This is a genomic window from uncultured Ruminococcus sp. (assembly GCA_902785355.1).
GTDB lineage: Bacteria > Bacillota > Clostridia > Oscillospirales > Acutalibacteraceae > Ruminococcoides.
The window spans coordinates 1-24,639 of sequence record CACZYF010000012.1 but is presented as its reverse complement, the minus strand read 5'-3'; the positions used below and the strand labels follow the sequence as shown (position 1 = coordinate 24,639).

Here is a 24,639-nt window from a genome sequence, read left to right as displayed (position 1 = left end):
AACAAAAACAAATGCGTATATTACCTCCAAAGCTTCGCTTTACCTCGAGCATGCGAGTTAATCTTACCGGCGTCGGCGGTCGTAATCCTACCATCATTGGTTACATCGCCGCACTTGAACTCATAGCCGTTCAGCTCGCCCTTGTTACGAGCTTTGGCGTTCACCTTACCGTAATCGACAGTCGTGATCTTGCCGTCGCCGTTGACGTCGCCGATCGGATGGATCTTAACGTCCTGAACAACTTCGCCGTTGACCGTAAGCTGATACGTGCGGGTGACGTGATCTTTCTTGCTGACAGTCATGGTATAGGTGCCGGCAGGTACGTCACAGATCTCATACCCTGTCGCATCACCGTCAAACATCGAATTAATCTCCCAGTTCTCCTCACTCAGCAGCTTGATATAAACATAATCCTCATCACTGAGGAAGGTAGTCAGCTTGCCGCTGAGGGTAAAGCCTCCGGAAGCGGAGAGCTTCTCGATCACAACGGCTTTGCCGTTGATCTCGCCGGAAGTCACGCCGATCCCCTCGCCCATAACAATATTTTTTGCGTTATCGGCAAGGAAGGCTTCATCAAAAGCGCCGTTTGTCGAATCAATCGCAAGCTTACCTCCGTTAACGGTGACGATGCTTTTATCCACTTCACCCTGCACACCGATCTCACCCTTCAGCGTCAATGTACCGCTGTTCACGGTCAGGGTGGAAAAGTCCTTATCGCTGCCCAACAGCAGACCCGAGCCTTCCGCGCTCTCTGCTGTCACGGTACAGTTGTCAAAATCGAAATCGCCGCGATTAACAACGATGCCGGAATACCAACTGGAGGTATGGATATCTGCTTTTGTATCGCTCATCTTAAGGTCGGATGCCCAAATACCCGCAGCGGCAGAGTCGATCTTGAGCGTAATACCGTCGATCGTGAGGTTACCCGTGCAGTATAATCCGTAGCCGTAAATCGGGGTACTTTCTTTAATGGTCAGCGTACCGTCGCCGCAGACGATCATATCATAAGGAGCGGGATAAATAACGTCGCCGATCTGATACGACTCACTGTTATAGGTGCCGATACCGTCGCCTCCGGTCTCAGTGATGGTGCAGTCGCCCATGACAACAACGGAAATCGCGGGCAGATGGCTGAGAATGCCGGTGTATGTCCAGTCTGTATCGGTACCCTTTGTAATTTCAGCGTTATTTAAGGTGAGAGTATGATTTGACGGATTGAAGGTTGCGGTACCCTTGCCGCAGGAAATCGTCAGATGGTCGGAGGTCACCTGCTCGCCGTTGACCCATAGAGCATAAGCCTGAGGCTCGGGCTGTTCGGCACCGACATGGTGATATTCGGGGCCTGATAACAGGTAGCTGTAGTTATCGGTCAAAACTGTATGGACCGTGTCGTTCAGGTCATCCACGCTCTTGTTGGGCATCGGCATACCGTAGTAGTACTTCTCCTCGCCCAGCTGAATAATATCCTCTTCCATAAAGCTGTAGACGTTATCTTCATAGTCGACATAATATTTGCTGCCGCCCTTATCGGTATAAACAGGATACTCCCCGAGCTCGATATTCCCCTTGGTGACATAGTCGATGGGCTGTCTGCTCTTATGGATCTTGTAGCCGAGGGTCTCAAGCGAACCGAGATCGTAGAATTCCTGTTCTCCGAAATCGCTGTCCTGTACATAGCAGCCGAGATCATCATAATAATTCAGCTTAATGATCGCATATTTTTCCTGTTCAATCCCCTGTGAATAATGCGTCCACTGCTTATAAGCATATACGCCGTCGGGATCGTCGTTCTTTGTAAGCTGAGTACCGTTCACAAGATCCCAATTGATGTTGTATTCCTCGGGCAGATAACGCAGATAGACATACTTGGTCTTGGTCTCAACCGCATAAGAAAAGTCCGCCTCGCCGCTCTCGATGTCAGAATCCGACACCGTGAAGAATTCACTCGAGCTGTAGCTGTTATACAGGATGTAATGCTCCTCGGTCTCGGGATTGTAGTGGACTTTGTGGACGACAATACCGGAATCGTCGCCGGAGCCTGCGTAAGTACCGGTCTGTATATAAAGTCCGTCGGGATCGGAAGAACGCTTCAAAACCGAGTTGGTCAGCTCAAAACGGGACGTATCGGAAGGATCCTCCGTCGTCCATACGGAGAGCTCCAGCGGCTCATCGACGGTCTCCGTCTCGACATGATAGCCGTTCTCTTCCAGCTCGGCAGCCATCATATCGATCGCCTCGAAGCTTGTATCAACCACATAGATCTGCTGCTTATCATCCCACAGCACGCGGCTGATTTCATAATTGCCCTTATAGTCGACGTCGTCGCCCCAGTCCCAGACGCCACCGGTAGGCAGTCCGATATAGACCGCGTCGGGCTCGCCATCCTTGGTAATCTTTACACCCTCATTGCCGCGCATATCCATCTTATAGGATTCCATGTACTTGATCGGAGTAGGCGCCATGCCGTAAACGTAGTCATACTCCGCCTCGAACTGTACCTTGTTATAGCGTCTGCCGTTCATCCATGAATCCGTGGCAAAGCTGTGATCAACGACCCACATATTCAGCGCACTGACATACATGTATCGATTCACCACATAGGTGACATCATCCATAATATCTCCCAGCGCATAAACACCGTTCGGATCGCTCTTGGATTTCAGTTTTGCGCCGTGGGGGAAGTCCTGATTTCGATCAGTCACGATAATCGCCGAAACTGTCTCCGGGACTTCTTCGGTGATCTGTTGATGCTTCACCCCGGGAGCAGCCTTGCCGCCGACGGTGATCGCTCCTCCATCGGCGGGAGTGACCGCGGTCTGACTGAGGGCGACAACAGGCGCGTACTTCTCGCCGTCCTCCGGAATCTCTTCATACTCCTTTGAATACAGATGAACGGTGACAGAGTCGGCGATATCGAGCGATAATACTCCGTTGTCGCCGTCACAGAGCAATTCGATCGCAGAATCGACGAGTGTGTTCTTATTAACTGTCAGCACACCGTCACCGATGATATTGAGGCTCGTCCCGTGGAAGTTGAAGGGATTGCAGACATAGATGCTCCTGAACTCGCACTCGCCCTCGATTTTCAGCTTAAAATCGTTGCCCATGTACCAGACGAAAAGCTCTTTTTCCGGCTGTTTCAGGTCGGTAACCGTGCAGGTGTTGGTAAGGATATCGTAGGTCATACCGGAAATCGCGTCCTTGTAGACCTCCAGCTTTCCCTCTCTGTAGTTATAGTTCACTGCATAGGTGTTTTTGTTGGTTGCAGGGTTATAGAGTCCGAGCTTTGCCCCGCCGTACATGCCCGGCTCTGTCGCGGGACCGGCTGCGCCGGACGAGCGTTCAGCCGCAAAAGCGCCGACGCTGAACAGGCTCAGCAGCATCACAGCAACGATAACCAATGAAATGATTCTTTTCATAGCGTTCTCTCCTATCATATTAAACATTTCGTAACAGGATAAACCTATATGCTCTCATTATAATAAGGCGTCAGAAAAAAGCAACAAATTCTGTCAATTCTGCCTTGACAATTTGTGTAATCCTCCTATAATGGAATCATATTACTTGACAAGGAGAACAAGATGACCTTCAGCGAGCAATTAAATGGATATCTGCGCCTTTTGGACGCGCGCTACAGCACTCTTGCGAAAGCGTCGGGGTTGAGCGTCAGCGCGGTATCGAACTATGTAAAAGGAGAACGCGAGCCTGCCTACAACAGCGAACAGACCGAAAAGCTCATACGCGGCATCATGACGCTCTCGAAAGAAAGAGAAGTCGATCTCATTGAAGAAAAGGTACGCGAATCACTGCAAAATGCTCTGAGAAACGGAGTGAATGTGGAATATGACGTATATCTCAGCAATCTCAGCGCGCTGATGAAAGCATTGGATATTCGCAGCAGTGAGCTGGCAAAAGCACTGAGCTTTGACCCATCCCATATCTCAAAGGTTCTGTCCGGACAGCGCCGTCCGGGGGACCTCGGGAGCTTCACCGCCGCTACGGCGGGATATCTGGCGCGTCGGTGCACTACTCCCGCCGACGTCAGGCTGGTCGCGGGGCTGATCGGATGTGAAGGAAATGAGCTTGATTCCGCTCGTGCGCTGTGTGACGCGATCATCCATTGGCTTGGCACCAACACCGCCGTCACCGAGGATGATCCGCTTGCGAACTTTCTCGATAAAATGGACACGTTCAATCTCGATGACTTCATCCGTTCGATCCGCTTCGACGATATCCGTCTGCCCTCGCTCCCCTTTCAGCTTCCCACCACCAAGACCTATACCGGTTTACGTGAGATGATGAACAGCGAGCTGGATTTCATGAAGGCGACGGTGCTGTCTAAATCAAAGAAGGACTGCATCCTCTACAGCGACATGCCGCTCGAGGAGATGGCAAAAGATCCCGATTTTCCGAAACAATACATGTTCGGTCTCGCTATGCTGCTCAAAAAGAATCTGCGGCTGAACTTCATCCATAACGTCAACCGTCCCTTCCACGAAATGATGCTGGGATTGGAAGGATACATTCCGATGTATATGACGGGTCAGATCTCGCCCTACTACCTCCCTATGCCGCAGAACAGCGTATTCACCCACCTGTTGAAGGTCTCGGGAGCCGCCGCGCTGGAGGGTACGGCGATCGCGGGACATCAAGGCGACGGCAGGTATGTGCTGTATAAAGCGGCGGAGGATGTGCGCCACTATCGCAGGCGTGCCGAAGAGCTGCTCGACAAAGCAAGGCCGCTGATGGATATATACACCGCCGACCGTCGGGAGGAATATCTCAGGGCCCTGCACGACTCGCTGAGAAAGGATGGCGACCGTCTTATCACTCACAGCAGTCTGCCGCTGTACACGATGGATGAAGCGACGCTGCAAAAGATTCTCGACAGCCGAAACCTCAGTGCGGAGGAAAAAGAGAAGATTGTTAACTATAGCCACCGTTCACGGGAAGCGGCGGAGACCGTTGTCTTGAGCAACCGCGTTACGCTGACCGTGCCCTCTCTGTCGCGCGAGGCGTTCGAGAGCACTCCCTTGAACCTGTCGCTGGCAGATATCTTCTGTCCGAGCGACATCACCTATACCTACGAGGAATATCAAGCCCATCTGGAGCAGACCCGCCGCTTCGCGGAGCGTTTCGGAAACCTTCGTATCGTGTATGATCCTTCTCCGACCTTTCGCAACATCACCTACAAGGTCATCGGTAATCAAATGGTCATCATTTCCAAAAACAAATACCCCACCATCCACTTCATAATCCATCACAAGCGCATGGTACAGGCATTCCGCGACTTTATCCCGCCGCTGAAGGATAATATGAAGGACTAACACAAAAGCCGACCTTTCATGGCAAGATCATTAAGTTAAGAGAGGCTCCCTTTGGGAAAGGGAGCTGTCACCGAATGGTGACTGAGGAATTGCATCAACTGACTGAGCGTCAGCGAGACACATTTCTCAACTTAATGATATTGACCTTTCAAGGCCGGCTTTTTCTATCGTTTTATTGTTCTGCCTCGTACATCTTCTTCAGATCCTCGAGATCATACGGCGTCTGCTGATACAGGTAGTAATTCAGCCAGTTGGAATACAGCAGCGAGCCGTGGGATCGCCATGTCATCACGGGTTTACGGTTGACGTTGTTATCAGGGAAGTAGTTGTACGGCATCTGTATATCGATACCCTTCTCCACATCGCGGTAATACTCCTTGGCAAGCGTATCATAATCGTACTCACAGTGACCGAGCAGGTAGAATTCCCTGCCGTTCTTCGAGCAGATGATCGCGGCTCCCGCCTTCTTGGAGGTCGCGAGGATCTCCAGCTCCGGTATCGCCTCGATATCCTCGCTTTTTACGCCGGTATAACGGGAGTGCGGGACGAGGAAATAATCGTCGAATCCGCGCATCAGCGGATGCTTCGGGTTGAGGATCATGTGGTTGTAGATACCAAAGAGCTTCTTCGGCAGATCCTGCTTCTCGATGCCGTAGCGGTAGTACAACCCTGCCTGAGCACCCCAGCAGATGAACATGGTGGAGTAGACGTTCTTCTTCGCCCACTCGAACACCTCGCACAGCTCATCCCAGTAGTCGACCTCCTCAAAGGGGATCTTCTCCACAGGCGCGCCGGTGACGATCATGCCGTCGAACTTCTCGCCGCGGATCTCGTCAAAGGTCTTGTAGAACTTCGTCAGGTGCTCTTCGGATGTATTCTTGGATTTATGACTCGCCATCTGGAGCAGCTCGACATCCACCTGCAGAGGAGAATTACCGAGCAGGCGCATGAGCTGAGTCTCGGTGGCGACTTTGGTAGGCATCAGGTTGACGATAACGATCTTGAGCGGTCGGATATCCTGGGTCGTCGCACGATCCTCCTGCATGACGAAGATATTCTCGCTTTCCAGAATCTTAATCGCCGGCAGGTCATTTTGAATTTTGATCGGCATGGTACCGCTCCTTTCTGTTTTGGAGAACGGATAACGGATAATAGATAACGGTAGAAGTTAAATCCTTTTGGATTTTCGGATTGTAATACAAATCATCTGAAACGTGATAAAAAATATTACAATCGGGTGCGGGTGCCCCGCCCTTCACTGTTCTCCGTTCTCCGTTAATCGTTATCCGGGAATCAATACTGCTTGCCCCAGTAAACCATATGCTTGGCGGGCTTGCCGCAGCAGGCGCAGACGTCGCCGAGGTTCTCCTCCTCGAAGGGGATGCAGCGGGATTTCACGCCGCCGGTAACGTCCTTGATCTTATCTTCACACGCGCTGTCACCGCACCACATCGCCTTGATGAAGCCGGGCTTGTTGGCGGCGATCTCGACGAACTCGTCGAAATTATGCGCGACATGGGTCTTTTCCTTCATATTTTCGAGCGCACGGTTGTACATATCATCGTGGATCTTCACGAGGAGATCGGCGATTTCCTGCTCGAGGTTATCGAGAGAGACAAAGAGCTTCTCACGAGTATCGCGGCGCACCAGCACACATTGGTTCTTCTCGATATCCTTGGGGCCGAGCTCCAGACGGATCGGCACACCCTTCATCTCATACTGAGCGAACTTCCAGCCCGGGCTCTGGTCGGAGTCGTCGAGCTTTACGCGGAACTGCCTCTTGAGCTGCTCATAGAGCTCATTCGCCTTATCCAGAACGCCTTCCTTATGCTGGGCGATCGGGATGATCGCGACCTGGATCGGAGCGACCTTCGGCGGCAGGACAAGACCGTCGTCGTCAGAGTGTACCATGATCAGCGCGCCGATCATACGGGTAGAGGTACCCCAGGAGGTCTGGTGCGGATAATGCAGCTTGTTATCTCTGCCGGTGTAGGTGATGTCGAAGGCACGCGCAAAGCCGTCGCCGAAGTAGTGGGAGGTACCGCCCTGCAACGCGACGCCGTTATGCATCATCGGCTCGATGGTATAGGTTTCCTTCGCGCCGGCGAAACGCTCCTTCGGAGTCTTTTCACCTACGACCGCGGGGATCGCGAGGGTCTCTTTATAGAAATCGGTGTAAACCTGCAGCATACGCAGGGTCTCCTCACGCGCCTCTTCCTCGGTCTCATGGAGAGTATGACCCTCCTGCCACAGGAACTCGGAGGTACGCAGGAACGGACGGGTGGTTTTTTCCCAGCGGACGACGGAGCACCACTGGTTATAGAGCTTCGGCAGGTCGCGGTAGGTGTTAACGATCTTCGCATAGTGCTCACAGAAGAGAGTCTCGGAGGTCGGACGAACGCACAGGCGCTCAGTCAGCTTCTCGGAGCCGCCGACAGTGACCCACGCGCACTCGGGCGCGAAGCCCTCCACGTGATCCTTCTCCTTCTCGAGAAGGCTTTCGGGGATGAACATCGGCATATAGACGTTCTCATGACCGGTCTCCTTGAAGCGGCGGTCCATGTCGTTGCGCATGTTCTCCCAGATCGCGAAGCCGTAGGGTCGGATGACCATACAGCCTTTGACGTTAGAGTAATCTACCAGCTCCGCCTTCTTGACGATGTCGGTGTACCATTTTGCAAAATCCTCGTCGCGGCCGGTAATCGCCTCGACCATTTTCTTATTTTGAGCCATAATTTCCTCCGGTAGTGAAAAATTCGGGAATTAATACTAAGCCTAATCAAAATAATTATACTATTTTACTGTGCTTTTTGCAAGTATCAATCTGCGTTAACCCTTATCATAAAGCCCTGTAAAATTGTACACTTTGCGCAAAAGCGCCCGACTCTCTCGAATCGGGCGCAGGGGTTGCTTTATGAAGCTTATTTGTTTTCTTTCAGCACAACAGAGGTGCGTGCGGGAACGCTGAGGGTTGTACCGTCGAGCTTGACCGGTTCCTCGTTCGGAGTCTCGGCTAGGTCGGCATTGAGCCAGCCTCGCAGCTCGGGATTTGAGATCATGTCGATCGTCAGCTCCTGAGCCGCGTCGGAAGCATTGTGGATAATCAGAACACGCGAGCCGTTGTAATCGGTGATATAACCGGCACACTTCTTATCATCAAAGCTCACAAGCTCGGCGATATTGCCGCGGGCGATCTCGGGATTCTGCTGACGGATCTTGATAAGCTTGCGGTAAGCGTTCAGCAGGCTGTGCTTCTGCCCGAGCTGCTGTTTCACGCCGCCGAGGGCGTTCGCATCTACACTCGGCACACCGGGTACGGTGATCTTGGGCAGATCGTCGTTGTCCCAAATCATCGCGGTGCGATAGTAGGCGTCGCTCGAGGTGCTCGCAGCCTCGATACCGATCTCCTCACCATAGTAGGTAAAGGCGTTGCCGGGCGCAAGCATGTACAGCGCCGCCGCCATCTTGTTATCATCCTCGTCCAGCATATTGGCAAGGCGAACCATGTCGTGATTGGTCAGGAAATTCGCGTTGATGGCGTTTGCGTTATTCTCCTTGATATGATTATCGTATTTCTGGAGCTTCTTTGCCATATCGCCGATCATACCGTGACATGAGGAGACGAACTCGCCGGCGGTATCGCCGAACTTGAAGTTGAAGAGGCTGTCTATGCCGCTCTTGTACATCTCGTAGACGTTACCGGCTTCGTCCCAATCCTCGCCGACCATATAGACGTCGGGATTGTACTTCTGCGCCATCTTATAGAACCAGCCGAGAAACTCGACCGCATCGGTGTTCTTATCGGCAAAATACTTCACTGCGTCAAGACGGAAGCCGTCGACGCCCTTTTCCAGCCAGAACTTCGTGATTTTCTCGAAATACTCGCGGGTACCTTCATAGCTTAAGTTCCAGTCGGGCATATCGGTCGAGAAAGGTCCCTCGTAATAGTAATCGGTACCCATGACCGGACGATTGTAGGTATTGTCGGAAGTCTTGGAGATATTGTAGTAACGGGCGTAGCCGTCCTCCTTGCCCTCGCTGAGCTCGTCACACGCCTTGAGGAAGAACTCATGGTCATCGCCGCTGTGGTTCAGCACCAGGTCGATGATGACCTTGACGCCGCGCTTGTGCGCTTCTTCAAGCAGCTTATCAAAGTCCTCAAGCGTACCGAAATCGGGGTCGATATCAAAGTAATCGCGGACGTTGTACTTATGATAGGACTTAGAGGGCATCATCGGCGAGAGCCAGATTCCGTCCGCACCGAGATCGTCGCCGCCGTTAGGATCGCCGTCGTTGATGTAGTCGAGCTTTGAGATCACGCCGGGCAGGTCGCCGATACCGTCACCGTTGGAATCACAGAACGCACCGATCCACACCTGATAGTAGTTGCGGTATTTGTCAGTTGAGGGCTCGATCTTCAGCGTCTCAACAGGATCGGCGGAACCATCCGCGGGCTTTTCAGTGTTTTTCTTATCACCGCATGCCGCAAGAAGCCCGGTGATCAAGCATATTGCCAAAAGAAAGGATAGGATTCGTTTCATCTTATTCTCCTTTATGATTGCCAAAGCCATAGGGTGCTCAATAACAATCGATAATAAACGCAAAAGGGCGGAGAGAACTCCGCCCTTAACGTATGTTGTAAATTAGCCCTTAACGCCGCCGGCGGTAACGCCTTCAACGTAATATCTCTGCAGGAACAGGAACAGAGCGGTGATCGGAACAGCAACGACAACAGAACCGGCGAGGAACTGCTTGAAGTATGCCGACTTATGCTCCTTATCAATGAAGATCTGCAGACCGATCGCAACAGTGTAGTACTGCTGACCCTGAGCGCCGACGATGATCTTAGCCAGAACGAAGTCTGTCCAGGGACCGATGAAGGAGGTCAGGATGGTATAAACGATAATGGGCTTAGACATCGGAAGAATGATCTTCCAGAAGATCTGGTTCTTCGTAGCGCCGTCGATGGTAGCGGCCTCATCCAACGCACGCGGGATGGTATCGAAGAAACCCTTGCTGATCTGGTAACCCAGACCGGCGCCTGCCGAATAGCAGATAATCAGAGCAAGGTGCGGAAGCTGCAGAATGCCCAGAGCCTTCAGCAGGTAGTAGATCGCGATCATGGTCATGAAGCCGGGGAACATGCCCAGGATCATACCGACGTTGATCAGCGGCTTTCTGGCGGGGAAGCGCAGACGGCTGAATGCGTAAGAAACCATCATAACTGCAAGAGTAGAGATGATGCAGCTGAAGATCGCGATGATAAAGGTGTTCATGAACCACTGGGGGAAGTTAGCGGTATTGTCAGCCTTGGTGAACAGATCAACATAGTTCTGGAAGGTGAAGCGTACACCCTCGGCGTTCGGCCAGGGCAGAATGTGCGAATAGAACGCACCGCCGTCGGCACGGAACGAGTGGATGATCATGTAAACCAGAGGAGAAATCCAGATTAAGCCAAGACCGCCGAGCAGAATGTAAATAAGCGCATTCGAGATGATTCGACGAAGTTTATAACTTTTAATCATGAGAACTCCTCCTCATTCTTCGCAGACTTGGTAAGGTTGAATGTGAGCAGGGATACCGTTGCACAAACAATGAATACCATAATACCGATTGCTGCGGCGAGGTTGTAGTCGCCCGATACAGTGGTCAGGTTGAACAGCCATGTAACGAGCAGGTCGGTATAACCGGCTCGATATAGTTCGTTCGACTGCTGAGCCGAGCCGCACAACAGGTAGATGACGTTGAAGTTGTTGATGTTGCCGATGAAGGTGGTGATGAGGTAGGGAGTGGTAACGAACAGCATGTAGGGCAGAGTGATCGAAACGAACGATCTGACAGGACCCGCGCCGTCGATGGTAGCACTCTCATACAGGTCGGCAGGAATGTTCATCAAAATACCGGAGGTAATCAGAATGGTGTACGGAATACCAACCCAGATATTGACGACGATAACGGTGATACGCGCGATCCACGGATGCGACAAGTCACCGAGGAAGTTGATCGGCTCCTTAATGATGCCGAGGTGCTGTAAAACAAGGTTGATCGCACCGTTGTTGAAGTCGAGCATCTGGCTCATCAGCAGCAGGGATACGAACTGGGGAACCGCAACGGTTACGACGAACAGGGTTCTCCACAGAGCCTTGAGCTTGATACCCTTCTTGTTGATCATCAGAGCGACGACCATACCGAGGATATAGTTCAGGACGGTTGCGAATACTGCCCATACCAGCGTCCACTTGGTCAGCTCGATAAAGGTCTTACCCTTCAGAGCAGAAGCGCCGGTGGTCGCGAAGATCTGACCGAATGTCTCAAAGCCGACCCACTGGAAGAAGTTGTGGCTCTGATCATAGTTGGTGAACGCGATCAGGATCATAAAGATCAGGGGCAGAATGGTGAAGATAGAAATGGTCAGCGTGGGGAACGCCAACAGGGTAACGTGGAATTTCTCATCCAGTAACGCGGAGATATCCTCCTTGAAGGACTGCGGCTTCTCGCCGGCAGCCTTCATCTGCTGAATCTTATAAGCAGACTTGGTGGCAGCTACATAGATTACGATGAACAGCGCGATGATTACGAGCGTCATAACGCCGTACAGCAGCAGCTTCATCGAGTTGTCAGCGGGCATATGTACGCGGCGTCCGGTAACCTCATCAACTGCCCAGTATGCCTTCTCATGGAAACCGATCTTTCCGTTGTTGAAGAAACCGAGGTTATAGATACCGCTCCAGCCGAGACCTACCTGGCCAAGGCCGGTGACCATAAAGAGAATAAAGGCAATTTCGGTAGCAAGGAAGATGATGCCCTTGCCGATCTGGCCTCTGACGATATTGCCAAAGCCCATAATAATGTAAGAAAGCTTGGTAGCCCAATCGCCCTTAACGAATCTGGTAAAATATCCGGCAAAGCCCTTGCCGATACCGACAAAAATCTTCTTGAAGAATCTGCCGATCGCCTTGAACACCTTACCGATGTTCGAAGGCAGTGCAATCATGGCGTTTTTGAAATTATACCAGAACTTCTGGAACGGGTTGAGCTGTACATAATCAATATATTTCATCAGTTCAACTCCCAGTTTGAAGCTTTTGCGTCTGAGAAGATTTTTACCATACCTTATCAGACGCAAAAAACGGTACAGTAAATGATTCGGGGTTAAATGCCATCACAGCCGGGCGGAGATTATCCGCCCGGCGCGAATTAAATCCTAAAACAAATATTCTGTCAATCAGACAGGTTCAAAGAGAATAAGTTGGATTATTCGTCCTTGATGAGCATGATCGCCTTCTCGAGCTGAGCCTTGATAGAAGCCTCGTCGTTGGCGCTTTCCTGCCAGAGGTAGTTACCGAGAGCACCCATGGGAGTCCAGAAGGTCTCAGCAATACCGGACTGCAGTACGGAATACTGCTTCTGCTCGAAGATCGCGCTCAGAGCAGCGTTCTCGGTGACAGCGGGATCCTTCAGAGCCTCTTCGTTGGAGGGAGCCCAAGCAACAGCCTTAGCGCGCTCGACCTGAGATTCCTTGTTGGTCAGGAAGTCAGCCAGAGCCTGAGCAGCGTAGGGGTACTTGGAAACAGCGTTTACGCCGATGTACTTGAAGCCGTGCAGAGAGATGATCTGCTTGTCTTCGCCGTTGACATTAATGGTGGGGAGCTTGGCAGCGCCGAAGTTGTCGCCCAGAGCAGCCAGGTCAGCAGTAACGTTCCAAGGACCGTCGATGCCGGCGCCGACAGTGTGAGGAGTCTCCTGGAAGCCCGCGTTGATACGGCTGTCCTCGGAAGACATGAAGATGTCGCTGTATTTGTGGAACAGATCGGAGAACGCCTTCAGGGTAGCGACGACCTCATCCTCATTGTAATCGTTGAACTGCTGAACGTCATCCTTGATGCCGTCGATCTTCAGACCGCCGGTGAAGGGGAACATGCAGGAGTAGAAACCGTTACCTGCATCGATGACGAACTTAACGCCTGCAGCCTTACAAGCCTCGAGAACACCCTCGAGAGTCTTAGCCTGCTCGTCGGATACGACGGACTTGTCGTAGATCAGGCAGTAGCCGTTGTCGCAGGTCTCAGGGAAAGCCATCAGCTCGCCGTCAACGGTAGCAACGGTTACGGAGTCTTCACTGTTGCGGGCGATAACGTCCTCAGCGGAGAAAACGGGAGCCAGAGAGTCAGCCTTCAGCAGGCGGCTCAGCTGATCGGATGCAAAGCTGAATACGTCAGCAGCAGCGTCGGGATCCTTGAGCAGCTGGGTGGCAGCAGCGTCTTCGCCCTGTACCTGAACTTCGATCTCGATGTTCTTGTCAGCGTGTGCAGCTTTAAAGTCCTCGCAGAGCTTCTTGGTCAGGTCAACAGCCTTATCAGCGGACCAAACCAGCAGTTTAGCGCCGTCCTCAATGTCGAGGGTCTCGGCAGCAGGAGTGTCGCCCTTGGGTGTGTCGGTCTTGGTAGCTTCGCCGCCTTTGTTACCGCCGCCGCAAGCGACCAGTACGGAAGCCATCATCAGGACGGCCAGTACCAATGCAACAAATTTTTTCATGGTGGATATTCCTTCTTTCCAAAAAATAATTTGGACAGATGTACCGAGAATCCGGACCGGTACACCTAATCACTGTATAAATTTTACCATAAGATCACCTGTGATTTCAACTCCTTTTGTACTTTTTATCTAAATCATTAATTATTAAATTGATTTTTGTTGGTTTTGACAGTTGAAATTTTTGTTTCTGTTGATTATTAACAAACGTAGGTTGTTTTGTTTGTTAATTTTAACGATTTGCTTTTTGTGCATAATGTCAAAGTCCCTTTTCCAATCTTAGCGAAAATCTTCCCGCCGATCTTTTTTTGATTCCCTAAAAGAACGAAAAGCTTCATAGCTGAAACTTCACCGTTTTTTTCGTCGATTTTCACCAAACCCGACAATAAACAGCAAAAACATACATTGACATTCCACCTCCTTTATATGTATAATATAGAAGTATTTTTAACCTTAATGAGTGTAGGAGGCTTATAATGAAGCTTATCGACTTACTGAAGAACTGTGAATATACACTTGACGGAGGATCTCTTGACATTAATATCAAGGATGTCATCTATGATAGCCGCAAGGTCGTCCCGGGCTGTGCGTTCGTCGCCCTTAAAGGCTACAACGTCGATGGCCACAAGTTCATCCCCGACGCGGTAGAGCATGGTGCAAAGGCGCTGATCGTTGAGGACGAGGGTGTCGTCTACAACGGCGTGACAGTCGTCCGAGTCAAGGACGCTCGCGCTGCGTTAGCGCTGATGAGCGTAGAATTCTTCGGCAGACCCGCCGAGGAGCTGACCACCATCGCCGTGACCGGAACCAAGGGCAAAACGACTACCGTCGCGATGATTCGCTCTATCCTCGAGAACGCGGGCATCAAAACCGGCACCATCGGCACGCTGGGCATCCTGATCGACAACCAGATCTACAAAACCAACAACACGACCCCCGAGAGCTACGAGATCCAGCAGGCGATGCGCCGCATGGTGAGCGAAGGCTGCAAGGCGATGGTCATCGAGGCGTCGTCCCTCGGTCTGAAATGGCACCGCACCGACGGAATCCTCTTCGACTACGGCGTCTTTACCAACTTCTCGAGCGATCATATCGGCGACAGCGAGCATAAGGATATGGCAGAATACCTTGCCTGCAAGAGCCTCCTGTTCAAGCGCTGCAAGACCGGTATCATCAATATCGACGATGAGAGCGCCGAAGGCGTGACCGAGGGTCATACCTGCACGATCGAGACCTACGGCTACAGCGAGAACGCCGACCTCGTAGCCCACGGTGACGAACTGGTCGCGAAATCCGGCTTCATCGGCGTACATTTCAAGACTACCGGTGCCGAGGAGTTGAGCGTAGACGTCGCGATCCCCGGCAGATTCTCGGTTTACAACGCACTCGCGGCGATTGCGGTATGCCGCCACTTTGACCTCAGGAAGGAAAATATCCTGACCGGTCTCAAAACCGTCAAGGTCAAGGGCAGAGTCGAGGTCGTTCCCGTTCCCGGCAACTACACCATGCTGATCGACTACGCGCACAACGCCGTTTCCATGGAGAACGTGCTCTCCACCCTGCGCGAATACAAGCCCCATCGCCTGATCACCATGTTCGGCGCAGGCGGAAACCGTCCGCGGAACCGCCGCTTCGAGATGGGCGAGGTCAGCGGCAGACTGTCCGATCTCTCCGTCGTAACCGAGGATAACAGCCGCTTCGAGGACGTCAACGACATCATCGCCGATATCAAGGTCGGACTCGACAAGGTCGGCGGCAAGTACGTCGTCATCCCCAACCGTATCGACGCGATCCGCTACTGCATTGAGAATGCCGAGGCGGGCGACATCATCGTCCTGGCAGGTAAGGGCCACGAGGATTATCAGGAGATTCGCGGCGTAAAATACCACATGGATGAGCGCGAGATCATTGCCGATATCCTCGACGACAAATTTAACGAGGATGACGAAAATCCCAACTGAGAATAAACCAATGAGAGCACCTAAGTCCCCGAGCACATGTTCGGGGGCTTTCTCTCTGCGAAGTTTACACCCGCGCGGGCGGTGCGGTCATTCGTCGTAGCTTTATGCAGTATTCACAACATGTGTACGACTTGATTTTTGGATTAGCCTATGGTAATATAAGGGTAACTTAGATAGAACCGAATCATCGGGAGGAACTGTTATGAAGCTTCAGGAATCCGGAGAAATGTATCTTGAAACCATCCTACTCTTGACGCAGAAAAAGAGCTTTGTACGCGCGATCGACGTAGGCGAGGAGATGGGCTTCTCGAAGCCCTCGGTCAGCCGCGCGATCGGACTTCTCCGCAACGGCGGCTTCGTCGAAGTCGGCGACGGAGGCGGGCTGAGCCTGACCGAAACCGGCAGAGAGGTTGCGGAAAAGATCTATGAACGCCACAAATACCTGACCAAGATGCTCATGGAGATGGGCGTGGATGAAGAGACTGCCGCCGAGGACGCCTGCCGTATGGAGCATGTCGTCTCGGACAAGTCCTTCGCCGCCATCAAGAACTATTTTCACTATAACGAAGCGTAGAGCGAAAACACCCGCTACGGAAATCCGCAGCGGGTGCTGTTGCATTTGGGTAATAATGGATTATTTTACGCTGTTGATCGCGTCGAGGATCGCGGTCTTGGGCTGTACGCCGACGGCGCGTACCGCCTCCTTGCCATCCTTAAAGACGATCAGGGTCGGCACGCTCATGATACCGTAATCCATCGCGATATCCTCGCACTCGTCGATATCGACCTTGTACACGCCGAAGGAACCGTCGGACTCGGCACCGATTTCCTCGATCGTGGGACCGAGCATCTTACAAGGGCCGCACCATGTCGCGAAAAAGTCCACCAGCGTTACACCGGAAGCGATCTTCCCGGCAAAATTACTATCGGTTAAATGTTCAACTGCCATGATATAAAACCTCCGTTCTTATTTTTCCAGATTATATCATAGATCATTCAAGAAATCTATAGATAATATATGAATATTTTTCCACCGTTATCATCAATACTAATATCAGTAAAGGAGCGATCATTATGTATGACCTTATCATCATCGGCGGCGGCGTTGCGGGCATGACCGCGGCGATCTACGCCTCCCGCGCGGGTCTCTCGACCCTCATCATCGAGAAGGGCGGCTTCGGCGGACAAGCGGCGCTGACCTCCACCATCGAGAACTACCCGTCCTACAAGGAGATCGAGGGCTTTGAGCTTGCTGCCAACATGAAGGCACAGGTTGACGCGCTGGGTGTAGAGAGCTACTCTGCCGACGTGACAAGTCTGGCTAAGGAGAACAACGTATTTACCGTCTCGACCAACGCGGACAGCTTCACAACTAAAACCGTCATCATCGCCAACGGCGTTCGCCGGCGCGAGCTCGGTATCACCGGCGAGGACGCGCTGCGCGGCAGAGGCATCAGCTGGTGCGCGGTATGCGACGGCGGCTTCTTCCGTAAGAAGAAGGTCGCGGTCATCGGCGCGGGCAACTCGGCGCTGGGCGACGCGATCTATTTGTCGAAGCTCTGCGAGGAAGTGTACCTGATCTTCCGCCGCGAGCATCCGACCGCAACGAAAAGCTATCTGGACAAGCTTGAGGATATCGACAATATCCATCTCATGCCCCGCCACATCCCGCTGGAGATCAAGGGCGAGAAGCGCGTTTCTGCGCTGACGGTAAAGAATCTCGACACCGAAGAAATCTCCGATCTCGAAGTCAGCGGCGTGTTCGAGGCGATCGGACTGATCCCCGACAACGATCTGTTCGCTGAGTTGGTTGAGCTGGACGAGCGCGGCTATATCGTTACCGATGACGAGATGCGCACCAAGACCGCGGGACTCTACGCCGCGGGCGATACGCGCCAAAAGACCCTGCGCCAGATCATCACCGCCTGTGCGGACGGCGCTCAGGCGGCAACGGCGGCACAGGAATACCTAGCGGTCAAATGATGACCGACATACAGAAAAAGCTGTTTGTCCTACAGGACAGGGGCTATCAGGCAGGTTCGATCAAGCTGAATCCTACGGTCGATCCGAATACGATCATCGGCGTGCGGATCCCCGCTCTGCGAAAGCTCGCCAAGGAGCTGAAAGACACGCGGGAAGCGACGGAATTTATCGGCAAGCTCCCTCACGAATTTTTCGAAGAATACCAGCTGCACAGCTTCATCATCGGTTATATCCGCGACTTCGATAATGGGCTCAGAGAGGTCGAGCGGCTCCTGCCATACCTCAACAGCTGGGCGCTGACCGACTCCATGCGTATCAAGGCGTTCGACCGCGAGCCGGAACGACTGCTGCCGCACATCGACCGCTGGCTGCGTTCCGCTCTCCCCTACACCGTGCGCTACGGCATCCTCTGCCTGATGAACTACTTCCTTGACGACCGTTTTGATCCAAGTTACATCGAAAAGGTCGCCGCGGTACAGAGTAAGGAGTACTATGTTCGGATGATGCAGGCGTGGTACATCGCGACAGCACTCGCAAAGCAGTATGAAGCGACCGTGCCGTGTATAGAGGAGAAAAAGCTCGAGATATGGACGCACAACAAAGCCATTCAAAAGGCGATCGAGAGCTACCGCGTTACCGACGAACATAAAGCATACCTGCGTACATTAAAAAGGAAATCTTAGCCGATGGATTTTGCTGAGATTTCCACGGCTCCCGAACGAGATCGTTCAAGTGCATTACAATAAAAAAGCCGAGGCTGATCACAGTCTCGGCTTTGCGGTTATTGAGGGGTTTTCGGCGTAACGTACACCGTTTTATAGTTAACGTAGATGACCTTACCGGGCAGTGCTCCCGCAGGCTTGCTGACGTGCTTGACGCGGGTGTAATCGACGGGAACCTGCGCGCTGTCACGACCCTTGCTGTGGGCGGCGGCGATCTGCGCGGCTTCGAGGACCGCGGTATCGGTGATCTCTCTGCCGTCCGCGACGATGATCACATGGGTACCGTGGATGCCCTTGGTATGCAGCCACAGATCATTCTTCTGCGCCGTGCGAAGGGTGAGTTGATCGTTCTGCTTGTTATTGCGTCCGACGAGGATTCGGAAGCCGTCGGAGCTTCGATATTCGATCGGCGGGAGGGGCTTGTCCTTACGCTTGACGGTATTCTTCTGCGCCTTGATATAACCCTGCTCGCGCAGCTCGGCACGGATCGCGGAAAGCTCCGCCTCGGTCTCACATCGGGATAGCATATCCTGTACGCTCTCGATATAACTGAGCTCCTGTGTCGCACGCTCGATCTGCTGCGTCAGCATCGTCTCGCGGGTCTTTGCTTTATTATACTCTTTATAAAAGCGCTGGGCGTTCATCGCGGGGGAGATCGTGGGATTGAGGCGGATAGTCAACGGAGCATTATCCTCTGCATAGAAATTCTCGACCGTTACAGCGGATGCTCCGCGTTCGATGCGGTACAGGTTCGCCTGTAAGAGATCGCCCTTCATACGCAACTGCTCGCGGTCTGCACACTTCTTGAGATCCGCTCGTTGCAGATTGATCTTGCGCGACAGGCGGTCAACGGTATTGTTCAAGAGCTTATTCAGATCGGACGACTTCGCCTTCATGCGGGCGATTCGGTCGCGGTCGGAGAAAAAGGTATCGAGAAGCTCGCCGTAGGAGTCAAAGCGCTTAGTGGTCAGCGCCCCTTCATACTGGCGGATATCCATGAAGCAGAAATCCATCGGGGAACCGTCCGCCTTATACACGAGCGTCGGCTCTCCCCTGCCTTGTTCGACCAGCGCCTTCAGCCATGTTACCTGAGCGGTCATATCGCTGTCCCCGGCACGGTAACACAGCTCGCGGGCGATCATCGGCGAGATGCCTTGGATCGTATTCAGCACGGCGCGGTCGTCGCCGCCGCGCTCTTCGATCGCCGAGGCGATCTCTTCGGGCTCATGCTCCTCGATACACAGCTTATCCTGCATTGCGGGGAGCTCGTAAGGGAGCTTCGGCAGAAGCACGCGCTCCTCGGACGTCGAGAAATCGATCCGGCGCACGGTGTCGATCACCCGATCCTCGCCGTCGGTCAGCACGGCGTTGGAGTAACGCCCCATGATCTCGATATACAGGCGCAGTTTCTCTCTGTCGCCGATCTCGTTGACCGCCTCGAAGTGCAGACACAGGACGCGCTCGTTCTTCGGCTGGGTGATATCGTCGAGCCGTGCGCCGCCCAGCCGCTTGCGCAGCAGCATACACAGCATCGGCGGTACGGGCGGATTCTCGATCGAGCAGGTCGAAAGGTGTACGCGAGGCGAATCGGACAGGCGGATCAGCACCTTTCGCGTTCCCTCCTGCGTGCGGAACGAAAAGACCAGCTCGTCGCGTGCGGGCTGGTAAATCTGGCTGACGCGCGAACCGAGCAGGACATCGCTCATCTCGCGCCGTACCATCGTCATCATTACACCGTCAAAAGCCATAGCTTCCTCCAAAACAATCTACAAATTCTCCATCTATTATGCCGTTATCCCGGCGAAAAGTCAAGCCGACCCCAACGACAGATTACAAAAACGCAACAAAATTGACACAGCGGGTTTTTATTGTTATACTCTAACTGTTATCTGATAATAAATTCACTCCGCCTTAACAGGTGACAGGAGGTATATGAATGACCAAAGCGAAAAAGACGTTCAACCTCTTCGCAATCAGCGAAGCGCGCAACGTCATCTTCGGTATCGCAACGCTGTGGATCGGACTGTTCCACTCGTTCGAGCTTACGCTCAAGCCTTATACCGATAACAAGTTTCTGATCGATGCGTTCAAGTTCTTTAAAGGGACCGGCAACGTCGGCGTTGACATGTTTCTTTTCCTGTCGGGAGTCGGGCTGTTCTTCTCGTTCACGAAGGACGGTAAGCTGCTCAACTTCTGGAAAAAGCGCCTGATGCGCGTACTGCCGACAGCGCTGTTGATCGGCATCGTGTTCTTCTCGATCCGCTACGTTGAGGGACGTTACCAGTCGGGATTTCCCGCGTATCTGAAACGCATCTCCTTTACATACTTCTATTTCAGAGGTGAACGCGTATTCTGGTTCATCTCGCTGATACTGGTACTGTACATCGCGTTTCCGATCTTCTACAAGATCATCGAGCGCTTCCGCTTAGGCGGTATGCTCGGGCTGGTCGCCCTCGTGGTTGCCTTCACCTTCACCGTCAGAGCGGTCTCACCCTACTACTACGATTTCTGGGAGATCGGTCTGTGCCGCGTACCGGTATTCATCATCGGTATCTGGGCGGGCAAGTTCGTGATGGAAAAGCGAGAGATCAGCCGCCACTGGCTATGGGCGTTCCTTGCCGTTGCGGTGGGGATGCTGTTCATCATCGGCAACTTCGGCGCGATCGCTAAAGCCATCAATCCCGCGTACAACAAAGATATGGAAACCATGTATATGTTCATCTGGCGCTATGCGAGCTGTCCCTTAGGCATCAGCCTGGTAGTGTTGGACTCATTCATTTGTACCGAGCTCAGACATCGCGGCAGGGGCAATCTGCTGCGCAATTTCTTCGAATTCGTCGGCATCTATTCGATGGAATACTACATGATCTACCTGAACATCAACAGCTATCTCGACCGCGTATTCGAAATCAGCGATAAGCACTACATCATGCTGTACTTCGGCAGCTTCGTGTTCTCATTAGCGCTGTGCGTCGTCGTCCGCAAGCTGTGCGATTACTTCATGGCGTACATGCAGAGAAAGCCCAAGAATTGGGAGGAGCTCCGCGCTCAGAGAAAGCGAAAGAAAACCGCAAAATAATCCCAAAAAACAATGCTAAAAGCTCACGGCTCTGTATCGGAACCGTGAGCTTTTCTGTTATCTGTAATAGGTTATCCTATCGCTGTTATTTGACCCTGAGCTTGTCGCGATCGACCTGCTTCTGGAACTTCATGATCTCGTCGTAGATACGGGCGCAGGCGTTATGGTCGTCGTAGTGATAGAAGTCGTCCACGCGGGCGATGTACTCGGGCTTCATCCGGCAGCCGTTCTCCATATAGTCACAGAGGGTGTCGATTAGCTTATCGGAGGTGGTGCAGATCTCACCGAAGCCCATCGTGTCGTAGAAGAATCCGCCGTCGTCATAGTGAGCGGGAAGCTCGTCGGGGTGGAAGTAGACCACCGGCTTCTTCATATACGCAAAGTCGAACTGGACGCCGGAGTAATCGGTCACCATGAGGCTCGACTCGGTGAGGATCTTCTCATAGCTCATATCGCCGACCGAGGAGATGACCTCTACATAGGGATCGGGAGTATAATCGTCGACCTGAGCGCTGAGGATCGGATGCAGCAGATACTTGATCGCGTAGCCGGTGCGCTTAGCGGTCTCGATCAGCTTTTGATTATTGATCAGATCGTTATAGATACGGTAGTAGACCGTGGTCTTGAACTCGGGGTTATAGGAGCGCTGCTCGCCCTCGCTGGTGGTGACGGGCATCGCATTGTACATACGCCATGTCGGGGTGATCAGGATCTGCTTCTGATCATTATTGATCAAGCCGTCATAGCGGCCGATACCGGTCATCTTCAGAATACCGGTGTCCTTGTAGGCGTAAGCGTGATGGTTAAGGTTCTTCTCCTCGTATTTCGAGGCGATGAAGTACATCCGCGTATTATCGATGATCCGCTGCTGCGCCATCGCGCACTTCTGCACCGACAGACCGTGTTGTAAGCACATCGTCGGGAAGTTGCACAGATCGCGGATGAAGCGGGATTTATCAAGGCTGTAGCCGTTGAACGGAAAACACTGGGAGTTGGTGATCAGCGCGATATCCGCGTTGAGGAACGCCATCTTATGTTTCAGGGAACCGGTCTTGACGGGATGCAGTCCGTCCTTCTTCATCTGCTTATAGTCGGAGGTGTTCTTATCGATGATATAGTAGCGGGTAACGCCGTCGTGCTTATCCTTACAGTAGCGGTACAGATACTCACAGCTGTCGCCGCCCTTATAGAGCTTGTCGTACATCAGCCAGATGCGCTTATGCTTATAGAACGGACGGGTCAGCCAGTACTGGATACGGGTGATGAAGGTTCTGCCGCTCTCCATGAACACGCGCGGCAGATACCTGAGCTCACGCTTGAGCGTCTTGGAGGCGGAGGCGTGCTCGATGATGATATCGCGGTTCTCGACGATGGTCGCCATATATTTATTAAAGCGCCAGTAGCTGCCCTCGGGGTTGAGGGTGAACTTCGCCCAATGGTGCAGGAAGGAATACTGCAGCGGGACGTGGGTATGCTTATACTCGGCGAAGAAGCTCAGCTTCTGCTTCGCTCTGGCGTCATCGATCGGCAGCTCCAGATGGAAGGTGAATTTCTTGAACGCACTGATGCCGAAGAACTTGGTCAGCGAATAACGGTCGATATCCTCCAGATCGATCCGCTTACCGTTCCACACGGCATAGAGCTTGATATTCTCGAGGTTGAACACGCGGCGGAAGGAGCCGTCCAGCAGCAGCTTGCCGTCGCTGTAATCCAGCACGTGCAGACCGACGCGCTGACCCTGCATACGCACGACGGCGACGTCGGCGCAGTCGAGGGCGATATCCTCGTTGCCTTCGCTCAGGTGCTGGGGCATGGTCTCGAGGGTCTGATCATACTTGAGCATGTAGAACATCTCTGCGGTCTCTTCGAAGTAGCCCAGCGCCTTGTACTTGCCCGCGTCGAGCACCATGCTGTCGTCGAGCAGGTTCAGCACCTTCTTACAGGCGGCAAAGAACTCCTGCAGCTCTTCTTCGTTCATGTTGCGCTTGTTGCGGTTGTTCTGGTTCGCGAGAAAGCGCGAAGACACCGCGTACATCAGGTAGTACTGGATCGGATAAGGCAAGGTACCGTCGGGGAGGGTCTCGCGCTCAGCCAGCGGCAACAGAAACTCGTCGATCGACTTCTTATACCACTCGATATGATTGGAGGGTACAAAGTACGCCGAATCGTCACTCAGCGGCATGAAGGTGTTGAAGTTCGCCTTACCCATCGCGTAATAGGTCGGGTGATCCTTCTGCAGACGGATCATTACATCATGAAAATACTCATACAGCAGAGAATCGTCGGCGGGATACTGCTTCAAGACGTCGGAGCGGATGATGTTGCCGTCGATCTCGAACTGTAAGAAGCTCGGATTCAAGCGGATATCCACCACGGTATTCTCATACTGCGGCAGAACGTTGGTGCGGTTGATATACTTATAGCGGCTGTACACCGGATTGATACAGAAACGCATCGGAGAGGCAAACACGTATGGCTTGTTCTCCCCCACCGCCTTTAATGCGTTCATAAAGAAGTGGCTGCCGAATACGTCGCCGGGACGCGCAAATACGGCATAGTCGGAGGATAGCTCCTTCAAAGCGCGGTTATACGCCTGCGCCTCGTTCTCACAGTCGGGCGCGGCGATCACGCGGGCGTTATGATAAGCGCTCAGCTTCGCCGAAGCGTCCTGCTCGGGCGTGATATCGACGACCAACATGTTCAGGATGCCGTCGCTTACCTTCTTCTGATTATTTACCGAGTCGGCGGTTTTCCGGATCATATCGCCGCTCTCGATATAAGGAATAATAACAGATACAGTCATAACCTTCCTCTTTCCTGCGATCGGCATCGAAACGCCTCGCAGATATAGCTAATAATATATTGATTCCAACTGTATATTGTACCATATACAGAAGCGGGTTGTCAATAAAACAACACCGCCGTAATAGCTCACTTATGTTGGTTTGTCAATGATGTGTTACACAAATTCAAGAAAAGATGACCTCGCTGGTATTGAGGAAATGGTAAAGGAACTCGCGAGGGGATTTCCAACC

16 protein-coding genes are annotated in these 24,639 nt (G+C 52.7%); 6 read left to right on the top strand and 10 right to left on the bottom strand.

The genetic code is table 11. The features are described from left to right. Positions 1-20: 20 nt before the first annotated feature. Positions 21-3,419, bottom strand: a complete 3,399-nt coding sequence (locus tag R2I50_RS04205) for a dockerin type I domain-containing protein (RefSeq protein ID WP_316607867.1) — start codon at positions 3,417-3,419, stop codon at positions 21-23. 162 nt (positions 3,420-3,581) lie between these two features. On the opposite strand from R2I50_RS04205, the gene R2I50_RS04200 reads away from it, so the two are divergent. After that, positions 3,582-5,327 (top strand): hypothetical protein, encoded by a 1,746-nt coding sequence (locus R2I50_RS04200; protein ID WP_316607866.1) that lies wholly within the window; start codon positions 3,582-3,584, stop codon positions 5,325-5,327. A gap of 172 nt (positions 5,328-5,499) precedes the next feature. Here R2I50_RS04200 and metA read toward each other — a convergent pair whose 3' ends face one another. The 6 genes from metA to R2I50_RS04170 form a co-directional block, all read right to left on the bottom strand. Further along, positions 5,500-6,438, bottom strand: a complete 939-nt coding sequence (gene metA / locus R2I50_RS04195; RefSeq protein ID WP_316607865.1) for a homoserine O-succinyltransferase — start codon at positions 6,436-6,438, stop codon at positions 5,500-5,502. A gap of 182 nt (positions 6,439-6,620) precedes the next feature. Further along, positions 6,621-8,060: a proline--tRNA ligase gene (proS, locus tag R2I50_RS04190; RefSeq protein ID WP_316607864.1), complete on the bottom strand. Its 1,440-nt coding sequence runs from the start codon at positions 8,058-8,060 to the stop codon at positions 6,621-6,623. 188 nt (positions 8,061-8,248) lie between these two features. Further along, entirely contained in the window at positions 8,249-9,868 is a 1,620-nt protein-coding gene (locus R2I50_RS04185) for an alpha-amylase family glycosyl hydrolase (RefSeq protein WP_316607863.1), read from the bottom strand. 102 nt (positions 9,869-9,970) lie between these two features. Further along, the gene (locus R2I50_RS04180; protein WP_316607862.1) at positions 9,971-10,852 is read right to left on the bottom strand and encodes a sugar ABC transporter permease; all 882 of its coding nucleotides are present in this window, start codon (positions 10,850-10,852) and stop codon (positions 9,971-9,973) included. Next, positions 10,849-12,387 carry a sugar ABC transporter permease gene (locus R2I50_RS04175; protein ID WP_316607861.1) on the bottom strand — a complete coding sequence of 513 codons (1,539 nt, stop codon included), beginning with the start codon at positions 12,385-12,387 and terminating at the stop codon, positions 10,849-10,851. The genes R2I50_RS04180 and R2I50_RS04175 overlap by 4 nt, the downstream gene beginning before the upstream one ends. A gap of 194 nt (positions 12,388-12,581) precedes the next feature. After that, a complete protein-coding gene (locus tag R2I50_RS04170; protein WP_316607860.1) occupies positions 12,582-13,862 on the bottom strand; it encodes an extracellular solute-binding protein in 1,281 nt (426 codons plus the stop codon). A 473-nt stretch (positions 13,863-14,335) separates the two neighbouring features. Here R2I50_RS04170 and R2I50_RS04165 point away from each other — a divergent pair, with 473 nt between their 5' ends. Together R2I50_RS04165 and R2I50_RS04160 are read left to right on the top strand one after the other, a co-directional pair. Continuing rightward, the gene (locus R2I50_RS04165) at positions 14,336-15,820 is read left to right on the top strand and encodes a UDP-N-acetylmuramoyl-L-alanyl-D-glutamate--2,6-diaminopimelate ligase (protein ID WP_316607859.1); all 1,485 of its coding nucleotides are present in this window, start codon (positions 14,336-14,338) and stop codon (positions 15,818-15,820) included. Between the two features lie 202 nt (positions 15,821-16,022). Beyond that, the gene (locus R2I50_RS04160; protein WP_316607858.1) at positions 16,023-16,394 is read left to right on the top strand and encodes a metal-dependent transcriptional regulator; all 372 of its coding nucleotides are present in this window, start codon (positions 16,023-16,025) and stop codon (positions 16,392-16,394) included. A gap of 60 nt (positions 16,395-16,454) precedes the next feature. On the opposite strand, the gene trxA is transcribed toward R2I50_RS04160, so the two are convergent. Beyond that, entirely contained in the window at positions 16,455-16,769 is a 315-nt protein-coding gene (gene trxA, locus R2I50_RS04155) for a thioredoxin (protein ID WP_316607856.1), read from the bottom strand. Between the two features lie 125 nt (positions 16,770-16,894). Here trxA and trxB point away from each other — a divergent pair, with 125 nt between their 5' ends. Together trxB and R2I50_RS04145 are read left to right on the top strand one after the other, a co-directional pair. Then, entirely contained in the window at positions 16,895-17,803 is a 909-nt protein-coding gene (gene trxB, locus R2I50_RS04150; protein WP_316607854.1) for a thioredoxin-disulfide reductase, read from the top strand. Further along, positions 17,803-18,486, top strand: coding sequence for a DNA alkylation repair protein (locus R2I50_RS04145; protein ID WP_316607853.1), 684 nt, complete (start codon positions 17,803-17,805; stop codon positions 18,484-18,486). The genes trxB and R2I50_RS04145 overlap by 1 nt, the downstream gene beginning before the upstream one ends. Positions 18,487-18,584: 98 nt before the next feature. Here R2I50_RS04145 and R2I50_RS04140 read toward each other — a convergent pair whose 3' ends face one another. Next, entirely contained in the window at positions 18,585-20,273 is a 1,689-nt protein-coding gene (locus R2I50_RS04140; protein ID WP_316607852.1) for an NFACT RNA binding domain-containing protein, read from the bottom strand. A gap of 188 nt (positions 20,274-20,461) precedes the next feature. Between R2I50_RS04140 and R2I50_RS04135 the strand changes: the two genes are divergently transcribed. Next, positions 20,462-21,604, top strand: coding sequence for an acyltransferase (locus tag R2I50_RS04135; protein ID WP_316607851.1), 1,143 nt, complete (start codon positions 20,462-20,464; stop codon positions 21,602-21,604). A gap of 85 nt (positions 21,605-21,689) precedes the next feature. Here the strand turns inward: R2I50_RS04135 and R2I50_RS04130 are convergent, their stop codons facing one another. Further along, on the bottom strand, positions 21,690-24,407 hold the full coding sequence (locus R2I50_RS04130) for a CDP-glycerol glycerophosphotransferase family protein (RefSeq protein WP_316607850.1): 2,718 nt from the start codon (positions 24,405-24,407) through the stop codon (positions 21,690-21,692). Positions 24,408-24,639: the final 232 nt, after the last annotated feature.

Bases quoted from the DNA above. Each gene is read 5' to 3' on its own strand.
- R2I50_RS04205 (WP_316607867.1), bottom strand. From the start codon at position 3,419: ATGAAAAGAATCATTTCATTGGTTATCGTTGCTGTGATGCTGCTGAGC.
- R2I50_RS04200 (WP_316607866.1), top strand. From the start codon at position 3,582: ATGACCTTCAGCGAGCAATTAAATGGATATCTGCGCCTTTTGGACGCG.
- metA (WP_316607865.1), bottom strand. From the start codon at position 6,438: ATGCCGATCAAAATTCAAAATGACCTGCCGGCGATTAAGATTCTGGAA.
- proS (WP_316607864.1), bottom strand. From the start codon at position 8,060: ATGGCTCAAAATAAGAAAATGGTCGAGGCGATTACCGGCCGCGACGAG.
- R2I50_RS04185 (WP_316607863.1), bottom strand. From the start codon at position 9,868: ATGAAACGAATCCTATCCTTTCTTTTGGCAATATGCTTGATCACCGGG.
- R2I50_RS04180 (WP_316607862.1), bottom strand. From the start codon at position 10,852: ATGATTAAAAGTTATAAACTTCGTCGAATCATCTCGAATGCGCTTATT.
- R2I50_RS04175 (WP_316607861.1), bottom strand. From the start codon at position 12,387: ATGAAATATATTGATTATGTACAGCTCAACCCGTTCCAGAAGTTCTGG.
- R2I50_RS04170 (WP_316607860.1), bottom strand. From the start codon at position 13,862: ATGAAAAAATTTGTTGCATTGGTACTGGCCGTCCTGATGATGGCTTCC.
- R2I50_RS04165 (WP_316607859.1), top strand. From the start codon at position 14,336: ATGAAGCTTATCGACTTACTGAAGAACTGTGAATATACACTTGACGGA.
- R2I50_RS04160 (WP_316607858.1), top strand. From the start codon at position 16,023: ATGAAGCTTCAGGAATCCGGAGAAATGTATCTTGAAACCATCCTACTC.
- trxA (WP_316607856.1), bottom strand. From the start codon at position 16,769: ATGGCAGTTGAACATTTAACCGATAGTAATTTTGCCGGGAAGATCGCT.
- trxB (WP_316607854.1), top strand. From the start codon at position 16,895: ATGTATGACCTTATCATCATCGGCGGCGGCGTTGCGGGCATGACCGCG.
- R2I50_RS04145 (WP_316607853.1), top strand. From the start codon at position 17,803: ATGACCGACATACAGAAAAAGCTGTTTGTCCTACAGGACAGGGGCTAT.
- R2I50_RS04140 (WP_316607852.1), bottom strand. From the start codon at position 20,273: ATGGCTTTTGACGGTGTAATGATGACGATGGTACGGCGCGAGATGAGC.
- R2I50_RS04135 (WP_316607851.1), top strand. From the start codon at position 20,462: ATGACCAAAGCGAAAAAGACGTTCAACCTCTTCGCAATCAGCGAAGCG.
- R2I50_RS04130 (WP_316607850.1), bottom strand. From the start codon at position 24,407: ATGACTGTATCTGTTATTATTCCTTATATCGAGAGCGGCGATATGATC.